This window comes from Actinacidiphila polyblastidii (assembly GCF_036353415.1).
Classification (GTDB): Bacteria; Actinomycetota; Actinomycetes; order Streptomycetales; family Streptomycetaceae; genus Actinacidiphila; species Actinacidiphila polyblastidii.
Genome location: NZ_JAZEWV010000008.1, coordinates 258,375 through 279,407 on the forward strand (window position 1 = coordinate 258,375; position 21,033 = coordinate 279,407).

Sequence of the window (21,033 nt, forward strand, 5' to 3'; positions counted from 1 at the left end):
AGCGGCGAGGGCGGAGACCGGCCGCGGCCCCCGGGAACCTCCGGGGGCCGCGGCCGGTGTCAGCCCTCGCCCTGGGCGAGGCGCAGCAGGTGGTCGGCGAGCTTCTGGCCGCCGGCCGGGTCCCGGCTGATCAGCACGACGGTGTCGTCGCCCGCGATGGTGCCGAGGATGTCGTGCACCTCGGCCTGGTCCATGGCGGAGGCGAGGAACTGCGCGGCGCCGGGCGGGGTGCGCACCACCACCAGGTTGGCGGACGCCTCCGCGGAGATCAGCAGCTCGGCGGCGAGCCGCCGCATCCGCTCCTCCTTGACCGACTCGCCCAGCGGGGCCTGGGGGGTGCGGAAACCGCCCTCGGAGGGGACCGCGTAGATCAGCTCGCCGTCGTTGGTGCGGATCTTGACGGCGCCCAGCTCGTCGAGGTCGCGGCTGAGCGTCGCCTGCGTGACGTTCAGCCCGTCGTCGGCGAGCGCCTTGGCGAGCTGGCTCTGCGAACGCACCGGCAGCCGGCCGAGGATGTCCACGATCCTGCGGTGCCGCGCCGTTCGTGTCTGCGGTACGGCCTGGCCGCCGCCCTGCGTCTGCGCCTGCGCCTCGCTCATCGTCTCGTCATTCTCCGTCTCGCTCCTCGGCCGCCCGGACGTCCCGCCGCACCCGGTCGAGGACGCCCGGCAGCGCCTGGAGGAACGCGTCCGTCTGATCGTCGCCGATGATCAGCGGAGGCGCCAGCCGCACCGTGCCGGGCACAGCGGCGTTCACCAGGAAGCCCGCGTCCTGAGCCGCCTGCTGGACCGGTCCCGACAGCGGCTCGGTGAGCACGATACCGATCAGCAGGCCGGCACCGCGCACATGATCGACCAGCGGGTGCCGCAGCGACTCGATGCCCTCCCGCAGCTTCTCGCCCTGCCGCTTGACGTGGTCGAGCAGCCCGTCGGCCGCGATGGTGTCGAGCACCGCGAGCCCGGCGGCGCAGGCGATCGGGTTGCCGCCGAAGGTGGTGCCGTGCGCACCGGGGGTGAGCAGGTCGGCGGCCGGGCCGAAGGCGACGGCGGCGCCGAGCGGCAGGCCGCCGCCCAGTCCCTTGGCGAGCGTCACCACGTCGGGCTCGACGCCCTGCGCCAGGCACTCGAACCAGTGCCCGGTACGGCCGACGCCGGTCTGGATCTCGTCGAGGACCAGCAGGGTGCCGGTGGCCGCGGTGATCTCGCGGGCCGCCCGCAGATAGCCGGGAGGCGGTACGACGACGCCGTTCTCGCCCTGGATCGGCTCCAGGATCACCAGCGCGGTGTCGGTGGTGACCGCGGCGCGCAGCGCCTCGGCGTCGCCGAACGGCACATGGGTCACGTCGCCGGGCAGCGGCTCGAACGCGGCGCGCTTCTTCGGCTGCCCGGTCAGCGCGAGCGAGCCCATGGTGCGCCCGTGGAAGGCGCCCTCGGTGGCGACCATGCCGGTCCTGCCGGTGAGCCGGCCGATCTTGAACGCGGCCTCGTTCGCCTCGGCGCCCGAGTTGGCGAAGAACACCCGGCCGGGCCGCCCGAAGAGCTGCAGCAACCGCTCGGCCAGCGCCACCGGCGGTTCGGCGACGAACAGGTTGGAGACATGGCCGAGCGAGGCGACCTGCCGGCTGACCGCCTCGACGACCGCCGGGTGGGCGGTGCCGAGCGCGTTGACCGCGATACCGCCGACGAAGTCGGTGTAGGCGGCGCCGTCGGCGTCCCAGAATGTCGCACCCTCGCCGCGGACCAGCGGCACCCGCGGGGTGCCGTAGTTGTCCATCAGCGACCCCTGCCAGCGCCGGGTCAGCTCCTGGTTGCCGGTCGCGGTGCTCACGTCGCCCCTCCTTCGTCAGGTGCGTCGTCGGGCACGACCATCGTGCCGACGCCCTCGTCGGTGAAGATCTCCAGCAGGATCGAGTGCTGGACCCGCCCGTCGATGACGCGGGCGGTGCGCACCCCGTTGCGCACGGCGTGCAGGCAGCCCTCCATCTTCGGGACCATGCCGCTGGACAGCTCGGGCAGCAGCTTCTCCAGCTCGCCCGCGGTCAGCCGGCTGATCACCTCGTCGCTGTGCGGCCAGTCCTCGTACAGGCCCTCGACGTCGGTGAGGACCATCAGCGTCTCCGCGCCCAGGGCGGCGGCGAGCGCCGCGGCCGCGGTGTCGGCGTTGACGTTGTAGATGTGGCCGTCGTCGGCGGCCCGCGCGATGGAGGAGACGACCGGGATGCGGCCGTCGTCCAGCAGCGCCTGGATCGCCCCGGTGTCGATGGCGGTGATCTCGCCGACCCGGCCGATGTCCACCGCCTCGCCGTCGATCCGCGGGTAGTGCTTGACCGCGGTGATGGTGTGGGCGTCCTCGCCGGTCATGCCGACCGCCAGCGGGCCGTGCTGGTTGAGCAGGCCGACGAGTTCACGCTGCACCCGGCCGGCCAGCACCATCCTGACCACGTCCATCGCCTCGGGCGTGGTCACCCGCAGGCCGGCCTTGAACTCGCTGACCAGGCCGTGCAGTGCGAGCTGCGCGTTGATCTGCGGGCCGCCGCCGTGCACCACCACCGGCTTGAGGCCGGCGTGCCGCAAAAACACCACGTCCTGGGCGAACGCCGCCTTCAGCGCGTCGTCCACCATGGCGTTGCCGCCGAACTTGATGACGACGGTCCTGCCGTGGTGCCGGGTCAGCCAGGGCAGCGCCTCGACGAGGACCTGCGCCTTGGCCAGCGCGGTGTGCCTGCGCGGCGCGGTCCCGGGCCTGGCGGGCTCCGCCTGCTGCCCCGCCGGGGCCTGCGGCCGGGTCCGGTCCTGCTCGCCGGATGCGGTCATGAGCTGTACGCGCTGTTCTCGTGGACGTAGTCGGCGGTCAGGTCGTTCGTCCAGATCACCGCGGAGGCGTCGCCCGCGGCGAGGTCCGCGGTGACGACCACCTCGCGGAACCGCATGTCGACCAGGTCGCGGTCCTCGCCGACCGAGCCGCCGCGGCAGACCCAGACGCCGTTGATGGCGACGTTCAGCGCGTCGGGCTCGAAGACCGCGCCGGTGGTGCCGATCGCGGACAGCACCCGGCCCCAGTTGGGGTCCTCGCCGTGGATCGCGCACTTGAGCAGGTTGTTGCGGGCGATCGACCGGCCGACCTCGACCGCGTCCTGCTCGCTGGCGGCGCCGACCACCTCGATCCTGATGTCCTTGCTCGCGCCCTCGGCGTCGCCGATCAGCTGGCGCGCCAGGTCGGCGCAGACCGTGCGGACCGCGTCGGCGAACTCGCCGTACTCCGGGCTGACCTCGGCGGCCCCGGAGGCGAGCAGCAGCACGGTGTCGTTGGTGGACATGCAGCCGTCGGAGTCGATCCGGTCGAAGGTCTGCCGGGTGGCGTCGCGCAGCGCCTTGTCGAGAGCGCCGGCGTCCACGTCGGCGTCGGTGGTCAGCACGACGAGCATGGTGGCGAGGCCCGGCGCGAGCATGCCCGCGCCCTTCGCCATGCCGCCGACGGTCCAGCCGCCGGCGCCGGTCGCCACCGCGGTCTTGTGCACGGAGTCGGTGGTCTTGATGGCCAGGGCGGCCTTCTCGCCGCCGTACGGGGACAGTTCGGCCGCGGCCGCGCCGATCCCGCTGAGCAGCCGGTCCATCGGCAGGAGGACGCCGATCAGGCCGGTGGAGGCGACGGCGATCTCGCCGGCGCTGTGGCCGAGCACCTCGGCGGCCCTCTCCGCGGTGGCGTGGGTGTCCTGGAAACCCTGCGGGCCGGTGCAGGCGTTGGCGCCGCCCGAGTTGAGGACCACCGCGGTGACCGCGCCGCCCTTGACGACCTGCTCCGACCACAGGACCGGCGCGGCCTTCACCCGGTTGGAGGTGAAGACGCCGGCGGCGGCGCGGCGCGGTCCCGTGTTGACCACGAGGGCCAGGTCGGGCTGTCCGCTCTGCTTGATCCCGGCGGCGATGCCCGCCGCCGTGAACCCCTTGGCTGCCGTGACGGTCACCGTTCGCTCCTCCTGGCCTGTCCGTGCTTCCTTGCGTGTGCGCACCGCGCTGCCTGCGCGTACCGCGGTGCCCGTGCGTACCCCGACGCCTCCCGGTACCGGGGCGCCTGCCCGCGCCGGGGGCCGGCGCCGGTCACGGCGCGACTCCGACGGTGGGCAGCCCCGTCGTCTCGGGAAGGCCGAGCGCGATGTTCATGCTCTGCACCGCGCCGCCCGCGGTCCCCTTGGTGAGGTTGTCGATCGCCGAGACGGCGAGGACGCGTCCGGCCGCCTCGTCGTGGGCGACCTGGAGCAGGACCGCGTTCGAGCCGTAGACCGAGGCGGTCGCGGGCCACTGGCCCTCCGGCAGCAGGTGCACGAACGGCTCGTCCTGGTACGCCTTCGCGTACGCGGTCCTGACGTCCGCCGCGGTCACGCCGGGCAGTGCCTTCGCCGAGCAGGTCGCGAGGATGCCGCGGGGCATCGGCGCGAGGGTGGGCGTGAAGGACACGCCCACCCGGCGGCCCGCCGCGGCGCTGAGGTTCTGGATCATCTCCGGGGTGTGCCGGTGGCCGCCGCCGACGCCGTACGGGCTCATCGAGCCCATCACCTCGGAGCCCAGCAGGTGCGGCTTGGCGGCCTTGCCCGCGCCGGAGGTGCCGGACGCCGCGACGATCACCGCCTCGGGCTCGACCAGCCCGGCGGCGTAGGCCGGGGCGAGGGCGAGCGAGACGGCGGTGGGGTAGCAGCCGGGGACCGCGACGCGCTTGGACCCCTCCAGCGCGGCGCGGCCGCCCGGCAGCTCGGGCAGGCCGTACGGCCAGGTGCCCGCGTGCGGCGATCCGTAGAACCTCTCCCAGTCGGCCGCGTCCCTGAGTCGGAAGTCGGCGCCCATGTCGACCACGAGCACCTCGTCGCCGAGCTGCTCGGCGACGGCGGCGGACTGGCCGTGCGGCAGTGCGAGGAACACCACGTCGTGCCCGGCCAGCACCTCGGGCGTGGTCTTCTCCAGCACCCGTCCGGCCAGCGGCACGAGGTGCGGCTGGAGCGCGCCCAGCGGCTGCCCGGCGTTGGCGTTGCCGGTCACCGCGCCGATCTCGACCCCGGGGTGCCCGACGAGCAGTCTGAGCACCTCACCGCCGGCGTATCCGCTGGCCCCGGCCACCGCCACTCGCACCGTCATCGACGACTCCTCCTTCACGACGGCATGACTATACGGGGAGCCGCACTTTTATGCAAAGCCCTGGCTACCGCTGCCGCCGCAGGCGCGCCGCGAGATGGTGCTGCAGCGGCTGCCCGACGGCCGCGAGGTCATGCGTGAAGGTCAGCTCGTCGCCGTCGCCGGTCAGCACGTAGCGCCTGCGGGTGGCGTCGACCTCCTTCGCGGTGGGCGTGCGGGCCACCGTGTGGGAGGCGAGGTCGACCGTGCCGGCCGCCGCGAGGCCGACCGCGATCTCCGCGATCCCGGTGGGCTGGGTGATCAGCGCCTCCACCCTGCCGTCGGGCTGCAGCCGCCACCAGCCGCTCTCCCGCGCCGACGGGCGCAGCGGGGCGCCGTCCGGGCCGAGCAGCCAGGCGCGGGACTCGAAGCGCAGGAACGGCCTGCCGTCGTGGCTGAAGGTGACCTCCTGCGCGTACGTGAAGTCCTCGGCGATCGTCGGGTACTCACCGCGCCCCCGGCCGAGCCAGCTCCCCAGCAGACCGGCCACGGGCGCGAGCAGGGGGTGCGGCGCGGGATCGCCGTCCGGCCGGTGGGCGTCGGGGTAGGGGTGCTCGGGGAGGGGGTGCTCGGGGAGGGGTACGGGGACGGGCGCGGCGGCGGGTTCGCGTACGGGCTCTGACACGGTGAGCGCTCCTGGAGTCGGGGGCCGGTGCCCGCGAAGCCTAGGCGGCGCGGACCGCGGCCGGGGGCCGCGCACGGGATATCGGGCAAGGAGCGAGGAGCAGGGCGGCGGGCGCGCCGCGCGGCGGATCAGGAACGCCGTCGAGGCGTCCCGACCGGTCCGCCGGCCGCGGACCGCAACCTCAGGGCGCCGCCGATCGTCTCCCGGGGGAACGGCGGCCGCCGTTCGCCGGACGTCACCCCCAGGGGGCCACGTGGGATTCCGCCGTCGCAACGTGGTCGCGTCGGCCGCGGCCCTGCTGGCCGCCGGCGCGGCCGCGGCCCTGGTCCTCACCGCCCGCGGGCCGTCGCCGCACGCGCCGACCGCGGCGGAGCTGACGGCACTGCCCGCCTGTTCCCGCGCGGACGTGGGCAGGGACTCACTCCAGGTGTCGATGCGGGGGCTGCCGCGGAACATCGGGCCCGGCGACGGCTGGCACGAGCTCACCGCCTCGATGACCAACGTCTCCGGCCGCAGGCTGCCGGTGGCCTTCGTCTCGGCCTATCCGACGCGGCAGACGCTCGGCGACGGCGACCCCCCGCTCGGCCCGTACTCCTCGCTGGAGGTCCGCACCCCGGGGGCCGACGGGTGGCGGCCCGCGCCCGCCCTCGCGCCCCCGATCGCGGTGGTCCGCGGGCTGCGGCCGGGGGCGAGGATCGCGTACCGGATGCGCTTTCGCCTCAACGCCGACGCGCCGCGGGGCCTCGACTACGGGGACGTCATGCTGGACGTCCACTTCGCGGACGTCGGACCGGGTGTGAGCGGCAGGACGCGGCCCTGCCGGCAGGAGTCCGTGGGCGACGCGCCCTTCGAGGTGCATCCGTCCGCCACCGGGCCCGCGGTCACTCCCTCCGGCGGCTGACCGCCGCCATGCCGCGCGCCCCCGCCTCGGCGTCCCCACCCCGGGACTGCGCCACCGCACCCCCGCCACCGCCGCAGGCCGCCCGACGGGATATCTTGATATCAAGCAATGTTGGAGACTGGAGCGGAGTAACCGGTGGCTGACTCGACCATCATCTATACGCACACCGACGAGGCCCCGGCCCTGGCGACGTACTCGTTCCTGCCGGTGATCGAGGCGTACGCCTCGACGGCCGGGATCACCGTCGAGAGCCGTGACATCTCGCTGGCGGGCCGCATCATCGCGGGCTTCCCCGAGTACCTCCAGGAGAGCCAGCGCATCGACGACGCGCTCGCCGAGCTGGGCGAACTGGCGAAGACGCCCGGGGCGAACATCATCAAGCTGCCCAACATCTCGGCGTCGATCCCGCAGCTCAAGGCCGCCGTCGCGGAGCTCCAGCAGCAGGGCTACGCGCTGCCGGACTACCCCGACGACCCGAAGTCCGACGAGGAGCGCGACATCCGCGCCCGCTACGACAAGGTCAAGGGCAGCGCGGTCAACCCGGTGCTGCGCGAGGGCAACTCCGACCGGCGCGCCGCTCCCGCGGTCAAGAACTACGCCAAGGCGCACCCGCACCGGATGGGCGCCTGGACCGCCGAGTCGAAGACGAACGTCGCCACCATGGGCGCCGACGACTTCCGCAGCACCGAGAAGTCCGCCGTGCTGGAGCAGGCCGGCAGCCTGCGCATCGAGCTGGCCGGCGACGACGGCAGCACCACGGTGCTGCGCGAGTCCGTCCCGGTGCTGGCCGGCGAGGTGGTGGACGCCTCGGTGATGCGCGTCGCCGCGCTGCGCGAGTTCCTCACCGCCCAGGTCTCCCGGGCCAAGGCCGAGGACGTGCTGTTCTCGGTGCACCTGAAGGCCACCATGATGAAGGTCTCCGACCCGATCATCTTCGGCCACGCGGTGCGCGCCTTCTTCCCCAGGACCTTCGCCGCGCACGGCGCGGTGCTCGCCGCCGCCGGCCTCACCCCGAACGACGGCCTCGGCGGCATCCTCAGCGGCGTCGAGTCGCTCCCCGAGGGCCCGGCGATCAAGGCGTCCTTCGAGGCCGAGCTGGCCGAGGGCCCGGCGCTGGCGATGGTCGACTCCGACCGCGGCATCACCAACCTGCACGTGCCGAGCGACGTCATCGTCGACGCGTCGATGCCGGCCATGATCCGCACCTCCGGCCACATGTGGGGCCCGGACGGCCAGGAGGCCGACACCCTCGCGGTGCTGCCGGACAGCAGCTACGCGGGCGTCTACCAGGCCGTCCTCGACGACTGCCGCGCGCACGGCGCGTACGACCCGGCCACCATGGGCTCGGTGCCGAACGTCGGCCTGATGGCGCAGAAGGCCGAGGAGTACGGCAGCCACGACAAGACCTTCGAGATCCCCGCCACCGGCACCGTCCGGGTGCTGGACGAGGCCGGCGACGTGGTGCTCGAACAGGTCGTCAGCGCGGGCGACATCTTCCGGATGTGCCAGACCAAGGACCTGCCGGTGCAGGACTGGGTGAAGCTCGCCGTCACCCGCGCCCGCGCCACCGGCGACCCGGCGGTGTTCTGGCTGGACGAGAGCCGCGCGCACGACGCGCAGCTGATCAGGAAGGTCAGGGAGTACCTCCCGCAGCACGACACCGAGGGCCTGCGGATCGAGATCCTCGACCCGGTCGCGGCCACCAGGCTGTCGCTGGAGCGCATCCGCCGCGGCGAGAACACCATCTCGGTCACCGGCAACGTGCTGCGCGACTACCTCACCGACCTGTTCCCGATCCTGGAGCTGGGCACCAGCGCCAAGATGCTGTCGGTGGTGCCGCTGATGAACGGCGGCGGCCTCTTCGAGACCGGCGCCGGCGGCTCCGCGCCCAAGCACGTCCAGCAGCTGGTGAAGGAGGACTACCTGCGCTGGGACAGCCTCGGCGAGTTCCTGGCGCTCGCGGTGAGCTTCGAGCACCTCGCGCAGACCACCGGCAACGCCCGCGCCCAGGTGCTGGCCGACACCCTCGACCGCGCCACCGGCACCTTCCTCAACGAGGACAAGTCGCCCAGCCGCCGGCTCGGCGGCATCGACAACCGCGGCAGCCACTTCTACCTGGCGCTGTACTGGGCGCAGGAGCTGGCCGGTCAGGGCGACGACGCGCAGCTCGCGGAGGCGTTCGGGCCGCTGGCCAAGACGCTGGCCGAGGCCGAGCGGACCATCGTCGACGAGCTGATCGCCGTGCAGGGCCAGCCCGCCGACATCGGCGGCTACTACCAGCCCGACCCGGCGAAGGCGGCGGCCGTGATGCGCCCGTCGGCCACCCTCAACCAGGCGCTGGCCTCGCTGGCCTGACCGCCCGACGGCGCCCCCGCGCACCCCGGGCTCCCGCCCTGGCCGGCCACCCGCCGGCCGGGGCGGCGCCGTGTCAGCGCCTGACGGCGCGCAGCACCACGAACTTGGGGTCGGACGCGATCACGTCGCAGCCGCCGAAGAGCCGGCGCAGCCGCAGGTGGTAGCCGAGGTGCCGGTTGCCGATCACCCACAGCTCGCCGCCGGGCCGCAGCGCCGCCCGCGCGGTGCCGAACATCCGGCGCGCGGTGGCGTCGCTGGTCGCGCGGTGGCTGTGGAACGGCGGGTTGTTCAGTACGAGGTCGGCGCTCTGCGCGGGTACCGCGGTCAGCGCGTCCCCGACCAGGAACTCGGCCTTGGCCGCGGCTCCCGCGTTCTCCCGGAAGGTGGCCTCGGCCGACGCCACCGCCTGGTGCGACTCGTCGACGAAGAGCACGTCGGAGTCCGGGTTGGCCAGGGCCGCGGCCGTGCCGACGATGCCGTTGCCGCAGCCGAGGTCCACCACCCGGTCGTGGCCCTGCCGCTGCGGCAGGTGCTGCAGCAGGAACCTGGTGCCGATGTCGAGCCGGTCGGCGCAGAAGACGCCCGCGTGGTTGGTGACGCCACGGCCCGACATCGCCCCGATGCCGTCGGGCAGCGTGTACGTCAGCGGCCACGGGTTGCGGCCGCGGGCGGTGCCGGGAGCGGGCGTGCTGAGGATCAGCCGGGCCTTGCGGACCGCGAGCGAGGTGCGCGTCGGCCCGACGATCCGCTCGAAGAGCCGCAGCGTCGAGGTGTGGATCTCGGCGACCATCCCGGCGCCGACGACGAGGGTGTCGCGGTGCAGCGCCGGGGCGATCCGGTGCAGCTGGTCCTCCAGCAGCGCGAGGCTCTTGGGCACCCGGACCACCAGCACGTCCACCCGCTCCGGCGGGGTGTCCCGGGTGGACAGCAGCCGCACCCGGGCGTCGGGGGCGTTCTGCCGCAGGTTGGCGCGGGTGGCCTGCTGGCCGAGGAAGGAGTCGCAGACCTGGGTGAGCCGGTGCCCGGACGGCTCCGCCGCCCCCGGGCGCGCCGCGGACGACAGCGCCAGCGCGGTGGTCAGCGCGCCCCAGCGGTCGCCGAGCACCACCACCCGGCCCCCCAGGTCCACGCCGGTCTCCGCCAGGTGCGTCAGCGCGTACGCGTCCGCCGCGTCCCACGCCCGCAACTGCTCCCGCGCGTCGGCGGGATACCGCGCCAACTCGACCTCGCCCCACGCCGTCTTCAACATCTCCATCGCCCCCACACCCTACGGCCTGCGGGCCCCGCGCGTTCCTTCCCACCTGCGCAGCTGACGCCGGCGGCACCCCGCCGCGGGGCCCGGGGCGCCCCCGGCGAGATCTAGCGGCCCGATCGGCCGCCCCGCCGCGCGTAGCGGTCCTGGACGAGGGTCATCGCCCCCAGCGGGTCGGCCCTGACCTGCGACGCCGAGAAGTAGACGTTGCCGCGGACCTCCGGGTGCTCGGCGCACAGGTCGAGGTGGCGGAGGAGCTCCTGGGGGTCCTGCCATGCGGCGGGCTGCCCGGCCGCGCCGACCTTGTAGAGCGCCTCGCCGACGTACAGCTCGGCCCGGGTGCCGGAGACGACGTCGGACCACCAGGGCACCAGCACCCCGTAGTCGGCCGCGGCGAAGCCGATGTTCCAGTACACCTGCGGGCAGATGTAGTCCAGCCAGCCCTCCTTGACCCACTTGCGGGTGTCGGCGTGCAGGTCGTCGTAGGTCTGGACGCCCGCCTGGGTGGCCGAGCCGAGCGGGTCGGCGGACGCGTTGCGCCAGACGCCGAAGGGGCTGATGCCGAACCGGGTGGCCGGCCTGACGCGCTTGATGCGCTCCGCGGTCTCGCGCACCAGCAGGTCGCAGTTGTCGCGGCGCCAGGCGTCGCGGTCGGGGAAGCCGGCGCCGTAGCGCGCGTACGCGTCGTCGTCGTCGAAGGTCTGGCCGGCGACCGGGTACGGGTAGAAGTAGTCGTCCCAGTGCACCGCGTCGATCGGGTAGCGGCGGACCGCGTCGAGCATCGCGTCCTCGACGAACCGGCGCACCTCGGGCAGGCCCGGGTTGTAGTAGAGCTTGCCGCCGTAGGGCAGCACCCAGTCGGGGTGCAGCCGGGCCGGGTGGGTGGGCGTCAGCTTGCTGACGTCGGTGCTCATCGAGACCCGGTACGGGTTGAACCAGGCGTGCAGCTCCAGGCCGCGGCGGTGCGCCTCGTGCACGGCGGTGCCCAGCGGGTCCCAGCCCGGGTCCTGCCCCTGGGTGCCCGTCAGGTACTGCGACCAGGGCTCGTACGGGGACGGCCAGAAGGCGTCCGCGGTCGGCCGCACCTGGAACATCACGGCGTTCAGGCGGCGTTCGACGGCCACGTCGAGCAGGTCGCACAGCTCCTGGCGCTGCTCGTCGGCGGACAGGCCCGGCGCGGAGGGCCAGTCGGTGTTGGCCACGGTGGCGATCCACATGCCGCGCAGCTGCCGGCGGCCCGGCCGGTGGCCGTGCCCGGCCGGGCCGGCCGGGTCCGGCGCGGGGTGCGCCGCGCCCCGCGGGTCGGCGGCCCCGGCGTCGGCTGCGCGGGCGGAGCCGGGGAGCGCGGTCGAGGCGAGCGCACCGGCCGCCGCCGCGGTGAAGGTCCTGCGCGAGAGCCGATCCATGGCCGTCCTCCTGATCATCCGTCACGACCCGCCGATGATGGGCGCCTTCGGCAGGGGTTGGCAACCCGCCGAATGGTCTATTCCACCAGGCCCGCCCGTCCGCGACGGAGCGTTGACGCGGCTCTTTCCGGCCGCCGAGCGGAGCGCTAGCATCGGACCACTCTCGTGGGAGCGCTCCCACGAGATACTCCCACGACCTGCCGGAATCACCCCTTTCGCCGGGTTCGCGATCGGCTTCCCCGTCCCTCCCCCCACCTCAGAGGACGTCCCATGCTCCGCAGACCCATGGCCGCGCTCGTCGTGGCACTCTCCCTGATCGGCGGCGCGGTGACCGTCGCCTCGGCCACCGCGGCGGCCGGCGCCGCGACCCCGCAGGCCGCGCGCGCGGCGGCCGCCCCCGCGTACAGCTGGAAGAACGTCCGGATCGGCGGGGGCGGCTTCGTCCCCGGCATCGTCTTCAACCAGGCGGAGAAGAACCTCGCCTACGCCAGGACCGACATCGGCGGCGCCTACCGCTGGGACGAGGCGTCGACGTCCTGGACGCCGCTGCTGGACGGCGTGGACTGGGACCACTGGGGCCGCACCGGCGTGGTGAGCCTCGCCACCGACGCGCTGGCCCCCGACAAGGTGTACGCGGCCGTCGGCACCTACACCAACAGCTGGGACCCCGGCACCGGGGCGGTGCTGCGCTCGTCCGACCGCGGCGCCACCTGGCAGGCCACCGACCTGCCGTTCAAGCTCGGCGGGAACATGCCGGGGCGCGGCATGGGCGAGCGGCTGGCCATCGACCCGAACAAGGACAGCGTCCTGTACCTCGGCGCGCCCAGCGGCAACGGCCTGTGGCGCAGCACCGACGCGGGCGTCACCTGGTCGAAGGTGACCTCCTTCCCCGACGCCGGCACCTACGTGGCCGACCCCTCCGACACCAGCGGCTACAACAGCGACAACCAGGGCGTCGTGTGGGTCGCCTTCGACCCGACGAGCGCGGCGAAGGGCGCCACCACGCAGACCGTCTACGTGGGCGTGGCGGACAAGGCCAACACCGTCTTCCGCTCCACCGACGGCGGCGCGACCTGGTCCCGGCTGGCCGGCCAGCCGACCGGCTACATCGCGCACAAGGGCGTGCTGGACGCCGCGGGCGGCTACCTGTACCTCGCGACGAGCGACACCGGCGGCCCGTACGACGGCGCGAAGGGCCAGGTGTGGCGGTACGCGACCAGGACCGGGGTCTGGACGGACATCAGCCCGATGTCCGACTCGGACGCCTACTTCGGCTACAGCGGCCTGACCGTGGACCGGCAGCACCCGGGCACCGTGATGGCCACCGGCTACAGCTCCTGGTGGCCGGACACGCAGATCTTCCGCAGCACCGACAGCGGCGCGACCTGGACCCGCGCCTGGGACTACTCCAGCTATCCGAACCGCGCCGACCGCTTCACCATGGACGTGGGTGCGGTGCCGTGGCTGACCTTCGGCGCCAACCCGTCGCCGCCCGAGCAGGCGCCCAAGCTCGGCTGGATGACGGAGTCCCTGGAGATCGACCCCTTCAACTCCGACCGCATGTGGTACGGCACCGGTGCCACCGTCTACGGCACCGACGACCTCACCGACTGGGACGCCGGCGCGAAGATCACCATCAGGCCGAATGTGCGGGGCCTGGAGGAGACCGCGGTCAACGGCCTGATCAGCCCGCCGGCGGGCGCGCCGCTGATCAGCGCCCTCGGTGACATCGACGGCTTCCGGCACACCGACCTGACGAAGGTCCCGGCGATGATGTTCCAGCAGCCGAACTTCACCACCTCCACCGGCCTGGACTACGCGGAGAGCACGCCGAGCATCATGGTCAGGAGCGGCAACCAGGACTCCGGCGCGCACGTCGCCTTCTCCACCGACGACGGCGCCGACTGGTTCGCCGGCACCGATCCGGCCGGCGTCACCGGCGGCGGCACCGTGGCGGCCGCCGCCGACGGAAGCCGCTTCCTGTGGAGCCCGGCCGGGACCGGCGTCCAGTACGCGGTGGGCTTCGGCGGTTCGTGGACCGCCTCCAGCGGCATCCCGTCCGGCGCGGTGATCGGCTCGGACCGGGTCGACCCGAAGCGGTTCTACGCCTTCGCGGCCGGGAGGTTCTACGTCAGCTCCGACGGCGGCGCGTCCTTCACGGCCACCGCGGCGACCGGTCTGCCCGCCTCCGGGACGGTCTCGTTCAAGGCGCTGCCGGGCTCCGCGGGAGACGTCTGGCTGGCCGGCGGCGCCGGCAGCACGTACGGCCTGTGGCACTCCACGAACTCCGGTGCGTCCTTCACCAGGTCCGCCGCCGTGCAGGAGGCGGACAACATCGGCTTCGGCAAGGCCGCGCCGGGCGCCGCGTACCAGACGCTCTTCACCAGCGCGAGGATCGGCGGCGTGCGCGGCATCTACCGGTCCACCGACGCGGGCACGAGCTGGGTGCGGATCAACGACGACGCGCACCGGTACGGCTGGACCGGCGGCGCGATCACCGGCGACCCGCGGGTCTTCGGCCGGGTGTACGTCGGCACCAACGGGCGCGGCATCGTCTACGGCGACACCTCGGACTCCGGCGGCGGCACGACCCCGCCGACCACTCCCCCGACGACGCCGCCCACCACTCCGCCCACCACTCCGCCGACGACGCCTCCGACCACGCCGCCGGGGGCGGGTTCCTGCACGGTCGCCTACACGATCACCAACCAGTGGCCGGGAGGCTTCCAGGCGTCGGTCGACATCAGGAACACCGGCACGGCGGCGGTGGGCGACTGGAAGCTGGGCTGGACCTTCGCCGGAGACCAGAAGATCACCTCGCTGTGGAGCGGCGGCTTCACCCAGACCGGAACCGCGGTCACCGTCACCGCGCCGGCCTGGGCCGCCTCCATCCCGGCCGGCGGCGCCGCGAACGTCGGCTTCACCGGCTCGTCCTCGGCCACGGCCACCGCGCCCACGGCCTTCACCCTCAACGGCGCGGCCTGCGGCGCCGGCTGAGCGGACTCCCGCACCGCCCCGCGCGGGGCCCGGGACCGGACAGCGGTAACGTCTGTCCGGTAGCCGAAGAGCAGTCGGGCCAGCGGTGCGGGAACAGCGAGGGGCTTGAGCGTGAGTGACATCCAGCACGTCGGAGTGGTCGGCGCGGGCCAGATGGGTTCGGGCATCGCCGAGGTGTGTGCCAGGGCCGGGCTCGACGTCAAGGTCGCCGAGACCTCCGGCGAGGCGCTGGAGCTGGGCCGCGCCCGGCTGACGAACTCCCTCGGCAAGGCCGCGGAGCGCGGCAAGATCACCGGGGAGCAGCGGGACGCGGCACTGGGCCGGCTGACCTTCACCACCGACCTCGGCGAGTTCGCCGACCGGGACCTGGTGATCGAGGCCGTGGTGGAGAACGAGCAGGTCAAGCTGGACATCTTCCGGGTGCTCGACCAGGTGGTGGTCCGCCGGGACGCGATCCTGGCGTCCAACACCTCCTCCATCCCGCTGGTCCGCCTCGCCGTCGCCACCTCGCGCCCCGACCACGTGCTCGGCATCCACTTCTTCAACCCCGCGCCGGTGCAGCGCCTGGTCGAGCTGATCCCGGCGCTGACCACCGCGGGCGACACCCTCAAGCGGGCCGAGCACCTGGTCGGCGAGGTGCTGGGCAAGCACGCCATCCGCGCCCAGGACCGCTCGGGCTTCGTGGTGAACGCGCTGCTGGTGCCGTATCTGCTCTCGGCGATCCGGATGTACGAGTCGGGGATCGCCACCCGTGAGGACATCGACAACGGCATGGAGATGGGCTGCGCGCACCCGATGGGCCCGCTCAAGCTCACCGACCTGATCGGGCTGGACACCGTCGCGGCGATCGCCGACTCGATGTACGGCGAGTACAAGGAGGCGCTCTACGCGGCGCCGCCGATCCTCCAGCGGATGGTGGACGCGGGGCGGCTCGGCCGCAAGACGGGCGCGGGCTTCTACACGTACTGAGGGCGGGCCCCGGCCCCGGTCGGCTGCTGCCGGCCGGGGCCGGCGGTCAGTGCTCCTCGTAGGCGCTGACGACGTCCTCGGTCGGGCCGTCCCTCAGCAGCTCGCCCTTCTCGATCCAGAGCACCCGGTCGCAGGTGTCGCGGATGGAGTTGTTGTTGTGGCTGACCAGGAAGACCGTGCCGGCCTCCTTGCGCAGCTCGCGGATGCGCTCCTCGGAGCGCTTCTGGAACGCCCGGTCGCCGGTCGCGAGCGCCTCGTCGATCATCAGCACGTCGTGGTTCTTCGCCGCCGCGATCGAGAACCGCAGCCGGGCCGCCATGCCCGAGGAGTACGTGCGCATCGGCAGCGAGATGAAGTCGCCCTTCTCGTTGATGCCCGAGAAGTCCACGATGCCCTGGTAGCGCTCCGTGACCTCCTCCTGCGACATGCCCATCGCCAGACCGCCCAGCACCACGTTCGTCCCGCCGGTCAGGTCGTTCATCAGCGCCGCGTTCACGCCGAGCAGCGACGGCTGGCCGTCGGTGTAGACCTGGCCCTGCTCGGCGGGCAGCAGCCCGGCGATCGCCTTGAGCAGGGTGGACTTGCCCGAGCCGTTCGAGCCGATGATGCCGATCGCCTCGCCGCGGTAGGCCGTGAAGGTGACGCCCTTCACCGCGTGCACGAGGTGGACGCTCGGCGAGCCCTGGCGCAGCATCATGCGGCGCAGCGCCGAGGTGGCGTTTCCGTGGCCGGTGCCGGCGCCGTAGATCCGGTACACCACGTGCAGGCCGTCCACGATGACGGTCGGTGTCCGCGACTCCCCCGCCCCGCCGGCAGGCGGCGCCTGCGGTCCCGCCGGCGCCGCGCCCTCGCGCGCGGGCGGCTCCTGCGTCGCCTGCCGCGCCGCGGATGTGTGCTCAGCTGCCTGATCAGCCACGTCCGTACTCCTCCTCGGACGACCAGAAGAACGCGTACCCGGCACTCGCGGTCACACTCGCCCAGATCCCCGCGACCGGCCACCGGGGCGGAGCCGGCGGGCGCGCGGGCCGGGCGTGCGAGGCGCGAGAACCTTCCGCCGCGTGGCGGCCCGCCCCGGCCCGAGGCCATGAGCGACGCGGCGCGGCGGGCACAGCCGATGTCCGCTGCGACGGGCGCACGCCGGCCGCGGCGAGGAATGCGGGCCGCCCGTGCCCGGGGCGGCGCGGCGAGGAGCGCGGGCCGACCGCAGTGGGCGTTGCGGCGGCGCAGCCAGTGCCCCGCAGCCGCCGGGGCAAGCCCGCCGCGACGGGCAGCGCGGGCAGCCCGCTGCGTGCCCTGCCCGACCGGGCCGGCGCAGCCGGTGCCCCGGCAAGCGGCAAGCCAGCCGCAGCGGGGGGCGCGGGCCGGCCGCTACGGGCTCCCCCGACCTGGCCGGCGCAGCCGGTGCCCCGGCAAGCGGCAAGCCGGCCGCAGTGGGCGTTGCGGCGGCGGGGCCGCCGCGACCGGGGCGGCGTAGACGGCGGGTGCCGGCGCGGCCCGGGGCGGCTCTCCGCATCCCCTGCCGGGGGGCGGAGAGCCGCCGGGGGGTCAGGCGCCGCGGAGGGTGGCTCCGGTGGCGTCGGCGGCAGCCGACACCGCGGCGTCGCGGGCCGCGGAGGCCTCCTCCGCGGTGAGGGTGCGGTCGGCGGCACGGAAGCGCAGCGCGTACGCCAGGGACTTGTGGCCCTCGCCGATCTGCGCGCCGGTGTAGATGTCGAACAGCCGCAGGGACTCCAGCAGTTCGCCCGCGCCGTCGCGCAGGGCGTGCTCGACCTTCGCGGCCGGGACCGCGGCGTCGACGACGAGCGCGACGTCCTGGGTCGCGACCGGGTAGGTCGAGACGCGCGGCCCGGTGGCGCGGACGCCGCCGATCCGCTCCAGGGCGTCCAGGTCCAGCTCCATCGCGCAGCTGCGCTCCGGCACCCCGAGGGCCTTGGTGACCCGGGGGTGCAGCTCGCCCGCGTAGCCGACGACCTGCTCGTCCGCGACGAGTTCCGCGCAGCGGCCGGGGTGGAAGGGCGCCTGACGGCCCTGGCGGACGGTCAGTGCGACGCCGGCCTCGCGGGCCACGACGCGCGCCGCCTCGACCGCGTCGGCCCAGGTCGCCGCGCGGCCCTGCCCCCACCAGCCGGCTCGCTCGCGGGCCCCCGCGAGGACCACGCCGACGTGCCGCGGCTGCACCGGCAGCGTGGCCTGGAGGGTGGCGATCTCCTCGTCGGTGGGCCGGCGGTCGACCGGCAGCCGGGGCGGGACCGCGGCCCGGTCCGCCGGCCCGAAGACCAGCCCGGTCTCGAAGAGCGCGAGGTCGTGGGTGCCGCGCCCGTGGTTGCGGCGGAGCGTGGCGAGCAGCCCCGGCAGCAGCGTGGTGCGCAGATTCGGCTCGGTGTCGTCCAGCGGGTTGGCGAGGACGACGGTGCGGCGCCGCGGGTCGTCCGCGTCGAGCCCGAGCTGGTCGAAGACCTCCGCCGCGAGGAAGGGGTAGCTCGGCGCCTCGGTGTATCCCGCGCCGGCCAGCGCGCGGCCGATCCTGCGGCGCAGCTTCTGCGACTCGGTCAGGCCCCGCCCGGCCGGCGGCCTCGGCAGCGTGGAGGGCAGGTTCTCGTAGCCCTCCAGCCGGATGACCTCCTCCGCGAGGTCGTTGGGCGCGGACAGGTCGGGGCGCCAGCTGGGCACGGTGACGATCAGCTCGTCGGAGCCGTAGACGTCGCAGCCGATCTCCTGGAGGCGGCGGACCACGGTCTCGCGGCCGTACTCGGTGCCGGCCACCGTGTCGGGGTGGTTCGCCGGCATCGCGATGGTGTGCGGCGCGGCCGGCGCGATCACCTCGGTGACGCCGGGCTCCGCGGTGCCGCCGGCCAGCAGCACCAGCAGGTCGACGGCGCGCTGCGCGGCCGCCGAGGTGGCCTGCGGGTCGGTGCCGCGCTCGAACCGCCGGGACGCCTCGGAGGCGAGCTTGTGGCGGCGCGCGGTGCGGGCGATGGCGACCGGCGCGAAGTGCGCGGCCTCGATGACGATCTCGGTGGTGCCTGCGTCGGCGCCGTGCTCGGCGATCTCGGTGTGGGCGCCGCCCATCACGCCGGCCAGGCCGATCGTGCCGGAGTCGTCGGTGATGACCAGGTCCTCGCCGTCGAGCACCCGCTCGACGTCGTCCAGGGTGGTCAGCTTCTCGCCGGGCTCGGCGCGGCGCACGCCGATCGGGCCGGTGAGCCGGGCCCGGTCGTAGGCGTGCAGCGGCTGCCCGATCTCGAACATCACGAAGTTGGTGATGTCGACGGGGAGCGAGATGGGCCGCATGCCGACCTTCTGCAGCCGGCGCCGCAGCCAGATCGGCGAGCGCGCCTCGGGGTTGACGCCGGTGACGGTGCGCGCGGTGAAGCGGTCGCAGCCGGCCGGGTCGGCGATCCGCACGGGGTGGCCGGCGGAGTTCGGCGCGGGCACGTCGATCAGCGCCGGGTCGCTCAGCGGCAGCCCGTACGCGATGGCGGTCTCGCGGGCCACGCCGCGCAGCGACAGGCAGTAGCCGCGGTCGGGGGTGACGGCGATGTCGAGGACCTCGTCGACGAGTTCGAGCAGGCCGATCGCGTCGGTGCCGGCCTCGTGCTCCGGGGGCAGCACGATGATGCCCTCGTGGTCGTCGCCCATGCCCAGCTCGGCGGCCGAGCAGATCATGCCGTGCGACACCCTGCCGTAGGTCTTGCGGGCGGCGATGCGGAAGTCGCCCGGCAGCACGCCGCCGGGCAGGATCACCACGACCTTGTCGCCGACCGCGAAGTTGCGGGCGCCGCAGACGATCTCCTGCGGCGCACCGGTTCCGTTGGCGTCGCCGACGTCGACCGTGCAGAAGCGGATGGGCTTCTTGAACCCCTCGAGCTCCTCGACGGTCAGCACCTCGCCGACCACGAGCGGGCCCTGCAGATCGGCGCCGAGCTGCTCGACGGTCTCGACCTCCAGGCCGGCGGAAACGAGCTTGGCCTGGACGTCGCGGCCGGTCTCACCGGCGGGCAGGTCGACGTACTCCCGCAGCCAAGAAAGCGGGACCCGCATCAGATCTCCATCCCGAACGGAAGGGTGAAGCGCACGTCACCCTCGACGATGTCTCGCATGTCCTCGACGTTGTGGCGGAACATCAGCATCCGCTCGATGCCGAAGCCGAACGCGAAGCCGCTGTACTTCTGGGGGTCGACGCCGCAGGCGACCAGCACCTTGGGGTTGACCATGCCGCAGCCGCCCAGCTCGATCCAGCCCTCGGAGGAGCAGGTACGGCAGGGGCGGTCCGGGTTGCCGACGGAGTCGCCGCGGCAGACGTAGCAGAGCATGTCCATCTCGGCGGACGGCTCGGTGAAGGGGAAGTGGTTCGGCCGCAGCCGGGTCTCCATGCCCTCGCCGAAGAGCGAGACGACCATGTGGTCGAGGGTGCCCTTGAGGTCCGCCATGGTCAGGCCCTCGTCCACGGCGAGCAGTTCGACCTGCATGAACACCGGGGTATGGGTGGCGTCCAGTTCGTCCGAGCGGTAGACCCGGCCGGGCGCGATGACGTACACCGGCAGCTCGCGGCTGAGCAGCGAGCGGATCTGCACGCCGGAGGTGTGGGTGCGCAGCACCAGGCCGCTGTCCTCGGCGGAGCCCTGCGGGCCGTCGGCGGAGCCGTCGGCGGCGTACGGGGCCCTGACGAAGAAGGTGTCCTGCTCGCTGCGCACCGGGTTGTCCCGGGAGATGTTCAGCGCGTCGAAGTTGAACCACTCCGCCTCGACCTCGGGGCCCTCGGCGACCTCGTAGCCCATCGCGACGAAGACGTCCTCGATGCGGTCGGAGAGCGTGGACAGCGGGTGCCGGGCGCCGGCCGGGACGCGGTCGTGGGGCAGGGTGACGTCCACCGCCTCCTCGACGAGCACCCGGGCGTCGCGCTCGGCCTCCAGCTCGGCCTGCCGGGCGGCGAGCGCCTGGTTGACGGCGCCGCGGGCCTGGCCCACCCGCTTGCCCGCCTCCGCCTTGGCCTGCGGGGGCAGCGCGCCGATCTCGCGGTTGGCCAGCGCGAGCGGCGAGGTGCCGCCGCTGTGCGCGGTCTTCGCGTGGGCGAGCGCCTCGAGGTCGCCGGCGGCGGCGATCGCGGCGAGCGCCTCGTCGCGCATCCGCTCGATCTCCTCCGGCTGCAACGCCTCGACCTCCACAGGGTCGTACGACTTGTTCGGTGCCGACATCTCTTCCCGTTCCGATTGGATGCTGCTGGGGGCGCCTCCCAGGGCTGCGCCGCTGGGGAGTGAGGCTCTGCCCGACCGGACACATGCCAAGGGCCGAGTCTACTTGCGCCGTGGGGACCGGCTGTGCGCCCGCCGGGTGGCTGCTCCGCGGGGCCTTGCGGCGGGTGCCGG

General features: G+C 73.9%; 15 protein-coding genes. 4 read left to right on the forward strand and 11 right to left on the reverse strand.

Going from position 1 to position 21,033, the window contains the following annotated elements:
* Window positions 1-59: 59 nt before the first annotated feature.
* The 6 genes from V2S66_RS13460 to V2S66_RS13485 form a co-directional block, all read right to left on the reverse strand.
* A complete protein-coding gene (locus tag V2S66_RS13460) occupies window positions 60-599 on the reverse strand; it encodes an arginine repressor (protein WP_330794922.1) in 540 nt (179 codons plus the stop codon).
* Window positions 600-606: 7 nt separating this feature from the next.
* Complete coding sequence (locus V2S66_RS13465; RefSeq protein WP_330794924.1) at window positions 607-1,827, reverse strand: acetylornithine transaminase; 1,221 nt, start codon at window positions 1,825-1,827, stop codon at window positions 607-609.
* A complete protein-coding gene (gene argB / locus V2S66_RS13470) occupies window positions 1,824-2,813 on the reverse strand; it encodes an acetylglutamate kinase (protein ID WP_330794927.1) in 990 nt (329 codons plus the stop codon). Before argB ends, V2S66_RS13465 begins: the two co-directional genes overlap by 4 nt.
* Window positions 2,810-3,964, reverse strand: a complete 1,155-nt coding sequence (gene argJ, locus V2S66_RS13475) for a bifunctional glutamate N-acetyltransferase/amino-acid acetyltransferase ArgJ (RefSeq protein WP_330794928.1) — start codon at window positions 3,962-3,964, stop codon at window positions 2,810-2,812. Before argJ ends, argB begins: the two co-directional genes overlap by 4 nt.
* A 133-nt stretch (window positions 3,965-4,097) precedes the next feature.
* On the reverse strand, window positions 4,098-5,126 hold the full coding sequence (gene argC, locus V2S66_RS13480; RefSeq protein ID WP_330794930.1) for an N-acetyl-gamma-glutamyl-phosphate reductase: 1,029 nt from the start codon (window positions 5,124-5,126) through the stop codon (window positions 4,098-4,100).
* A 64-nt stretch (window positions 5,127-5,190) separates the two neighbouring features.
* Window positions 5,191-5,787, reverse strand: a complete 597-nt coding sequence (locus V2S66_RS13485; protein WP_330794931.1) for a heme-binding beta-barrel domain-containing protein — start codon at window positions 5,785-5,787, stop codon at window positions 5,191-5,193.
* A 253-nt stretch (window positions 5,788-6,040) separates the two neighbouring features.
* Here V2S66_RS13485 and V2S66_RS13490 point away from each other — a divergent pair, with 253 nt between their 5' ends.
* Entirely contained in the window at window positions 6,041-6,688 is a 648-nt protein-coding gene (locus tag V2S66_RS13490) for a hypothetical protein (protein WP_330794934.1), read from the forward strand.
* A 135-nt stretch (window positions 6,689-6,823) separates the two neighbouring features.
* A complete protein-coding gene (locus V2S66_RS13495) occupies window positions 6,824-9,043 on the forward strand; it encodes an NADP-dependent isocitrate dehydrogenase (protein WP_330794937.1) in 2,220 nt (739 codons plus the stop codon).
* 73 nt (window positions 9,044-9,116) lie between these two features.
* On the opposite strand, the gene V2S66_RS13500 is transcribed toward V2S66_RS13495, so the two are convergent.
* The gene (locus V2S66_RS13500) at window positions 9,117-10,298 is read right to left on the reverse strand and encodes a methyltransferase (RefSeq protein WP_330794940.1); all 1,182 of its coding nucleotides are present in this window, start codon (window positions 10,296-10,298) and stop codon (window positions 9,117-9,119) included.
* A gap of 104 nt (window positions 10,299-10,402) precedes the next feature.
* Window positions 10,403-11,701, reverse strand: a complete 1,299-nt coding sequence (locus V2S66_RS13505) for a glycoside hydrolase family 10 protein (protein ID WP_330794942.1) — start codon at window positions 11,699-11,701, stop codon at window positions 10,403-10,405.
* Window positions 11,702-11,971: 270 nt separating this feature from the next.
* Here V2S66_RS13505 and V2S66_RS13510 point away from each other — a divergent pair, with 270 nt between their 5' ends.
* Together V2S66_RS13510 and V2S66_RS13515 are read left to right on the forward strand one after the other, a co-directional pair.
* Window positions 11,972-14,698 (forward strand): cellulose binding domain-containing protein, encoded by a 2,727-nt coding sequence (locus tag V2S66_RS13510; protein ID WP_330794943.1) that lies wholly within the window; start codon window positions 11,972-11,974, stop codon window positions 14,696-14,698.
* Window positions 14,699-14,809: 111 nt separating this feature from the next.
* Window positions 14,810-15,667: a 3-hydroxybutyryl-CoA dehydrogenase gene (locus V2S66_RS13515; RefSeq protein WP_330794945.1), complete on the forward strand. Its 858-nt coding sequence runs from the start codon at window positions 14,810-14,812 to the stop codon at window positions 15,665-15,667.
* A gap of 46 nt (window positions 15,668-15,713) precedes the next feature.
* On the opposite strand, the gene V2S66_RS13520 is transcribed toward V2S66_RS13515, so the two are convergent.
* From V2S66_RS13520 to pheS, 3 genes are all read right to left on the reverse strand, one after another.
* Window positions 15,714-16,583, reverse strand: a complete 870-nt coding sequence (locus tag V2S66_RS13520) for an ABC transporter ATP-binding protein (protein ID WP_413966381.1) — start codon at window positions 16,581-16,583, stop codon at window positions 15,714-15,716.
* Between the two features lie 629 nt (window positions 16,584-17,212).
* Window positions 17,213-19,708 (reverse strand): phenylalanine--tRNA ligase subunit beta, encoded by a 2,496-nt coding sequence (gene pheT / locus V2S66_RS13525; protein WP_330794947.1) that lies wholly within the window; start codon window positions 19,706-19,708, stop codon window positions 17,213-17,215.
* On the reverse strand, window positions 19,708-20,862 hold the full coding sequence (gene pheS, locus V2S66_RS13530; protein ID WP_330794949.1) for a phenylalanine--tRNA ligase subunit alpha: 1,155 nt from the start codon (window positions 20,860-20,862) through the stop codon (window positions 19,708-19,710). Before pheS ends, pheT begins: the two co-directional genes overlap by 1 nt.
* Window positions 20,863-21,033 lie beyond the last annotated feature (171 nt).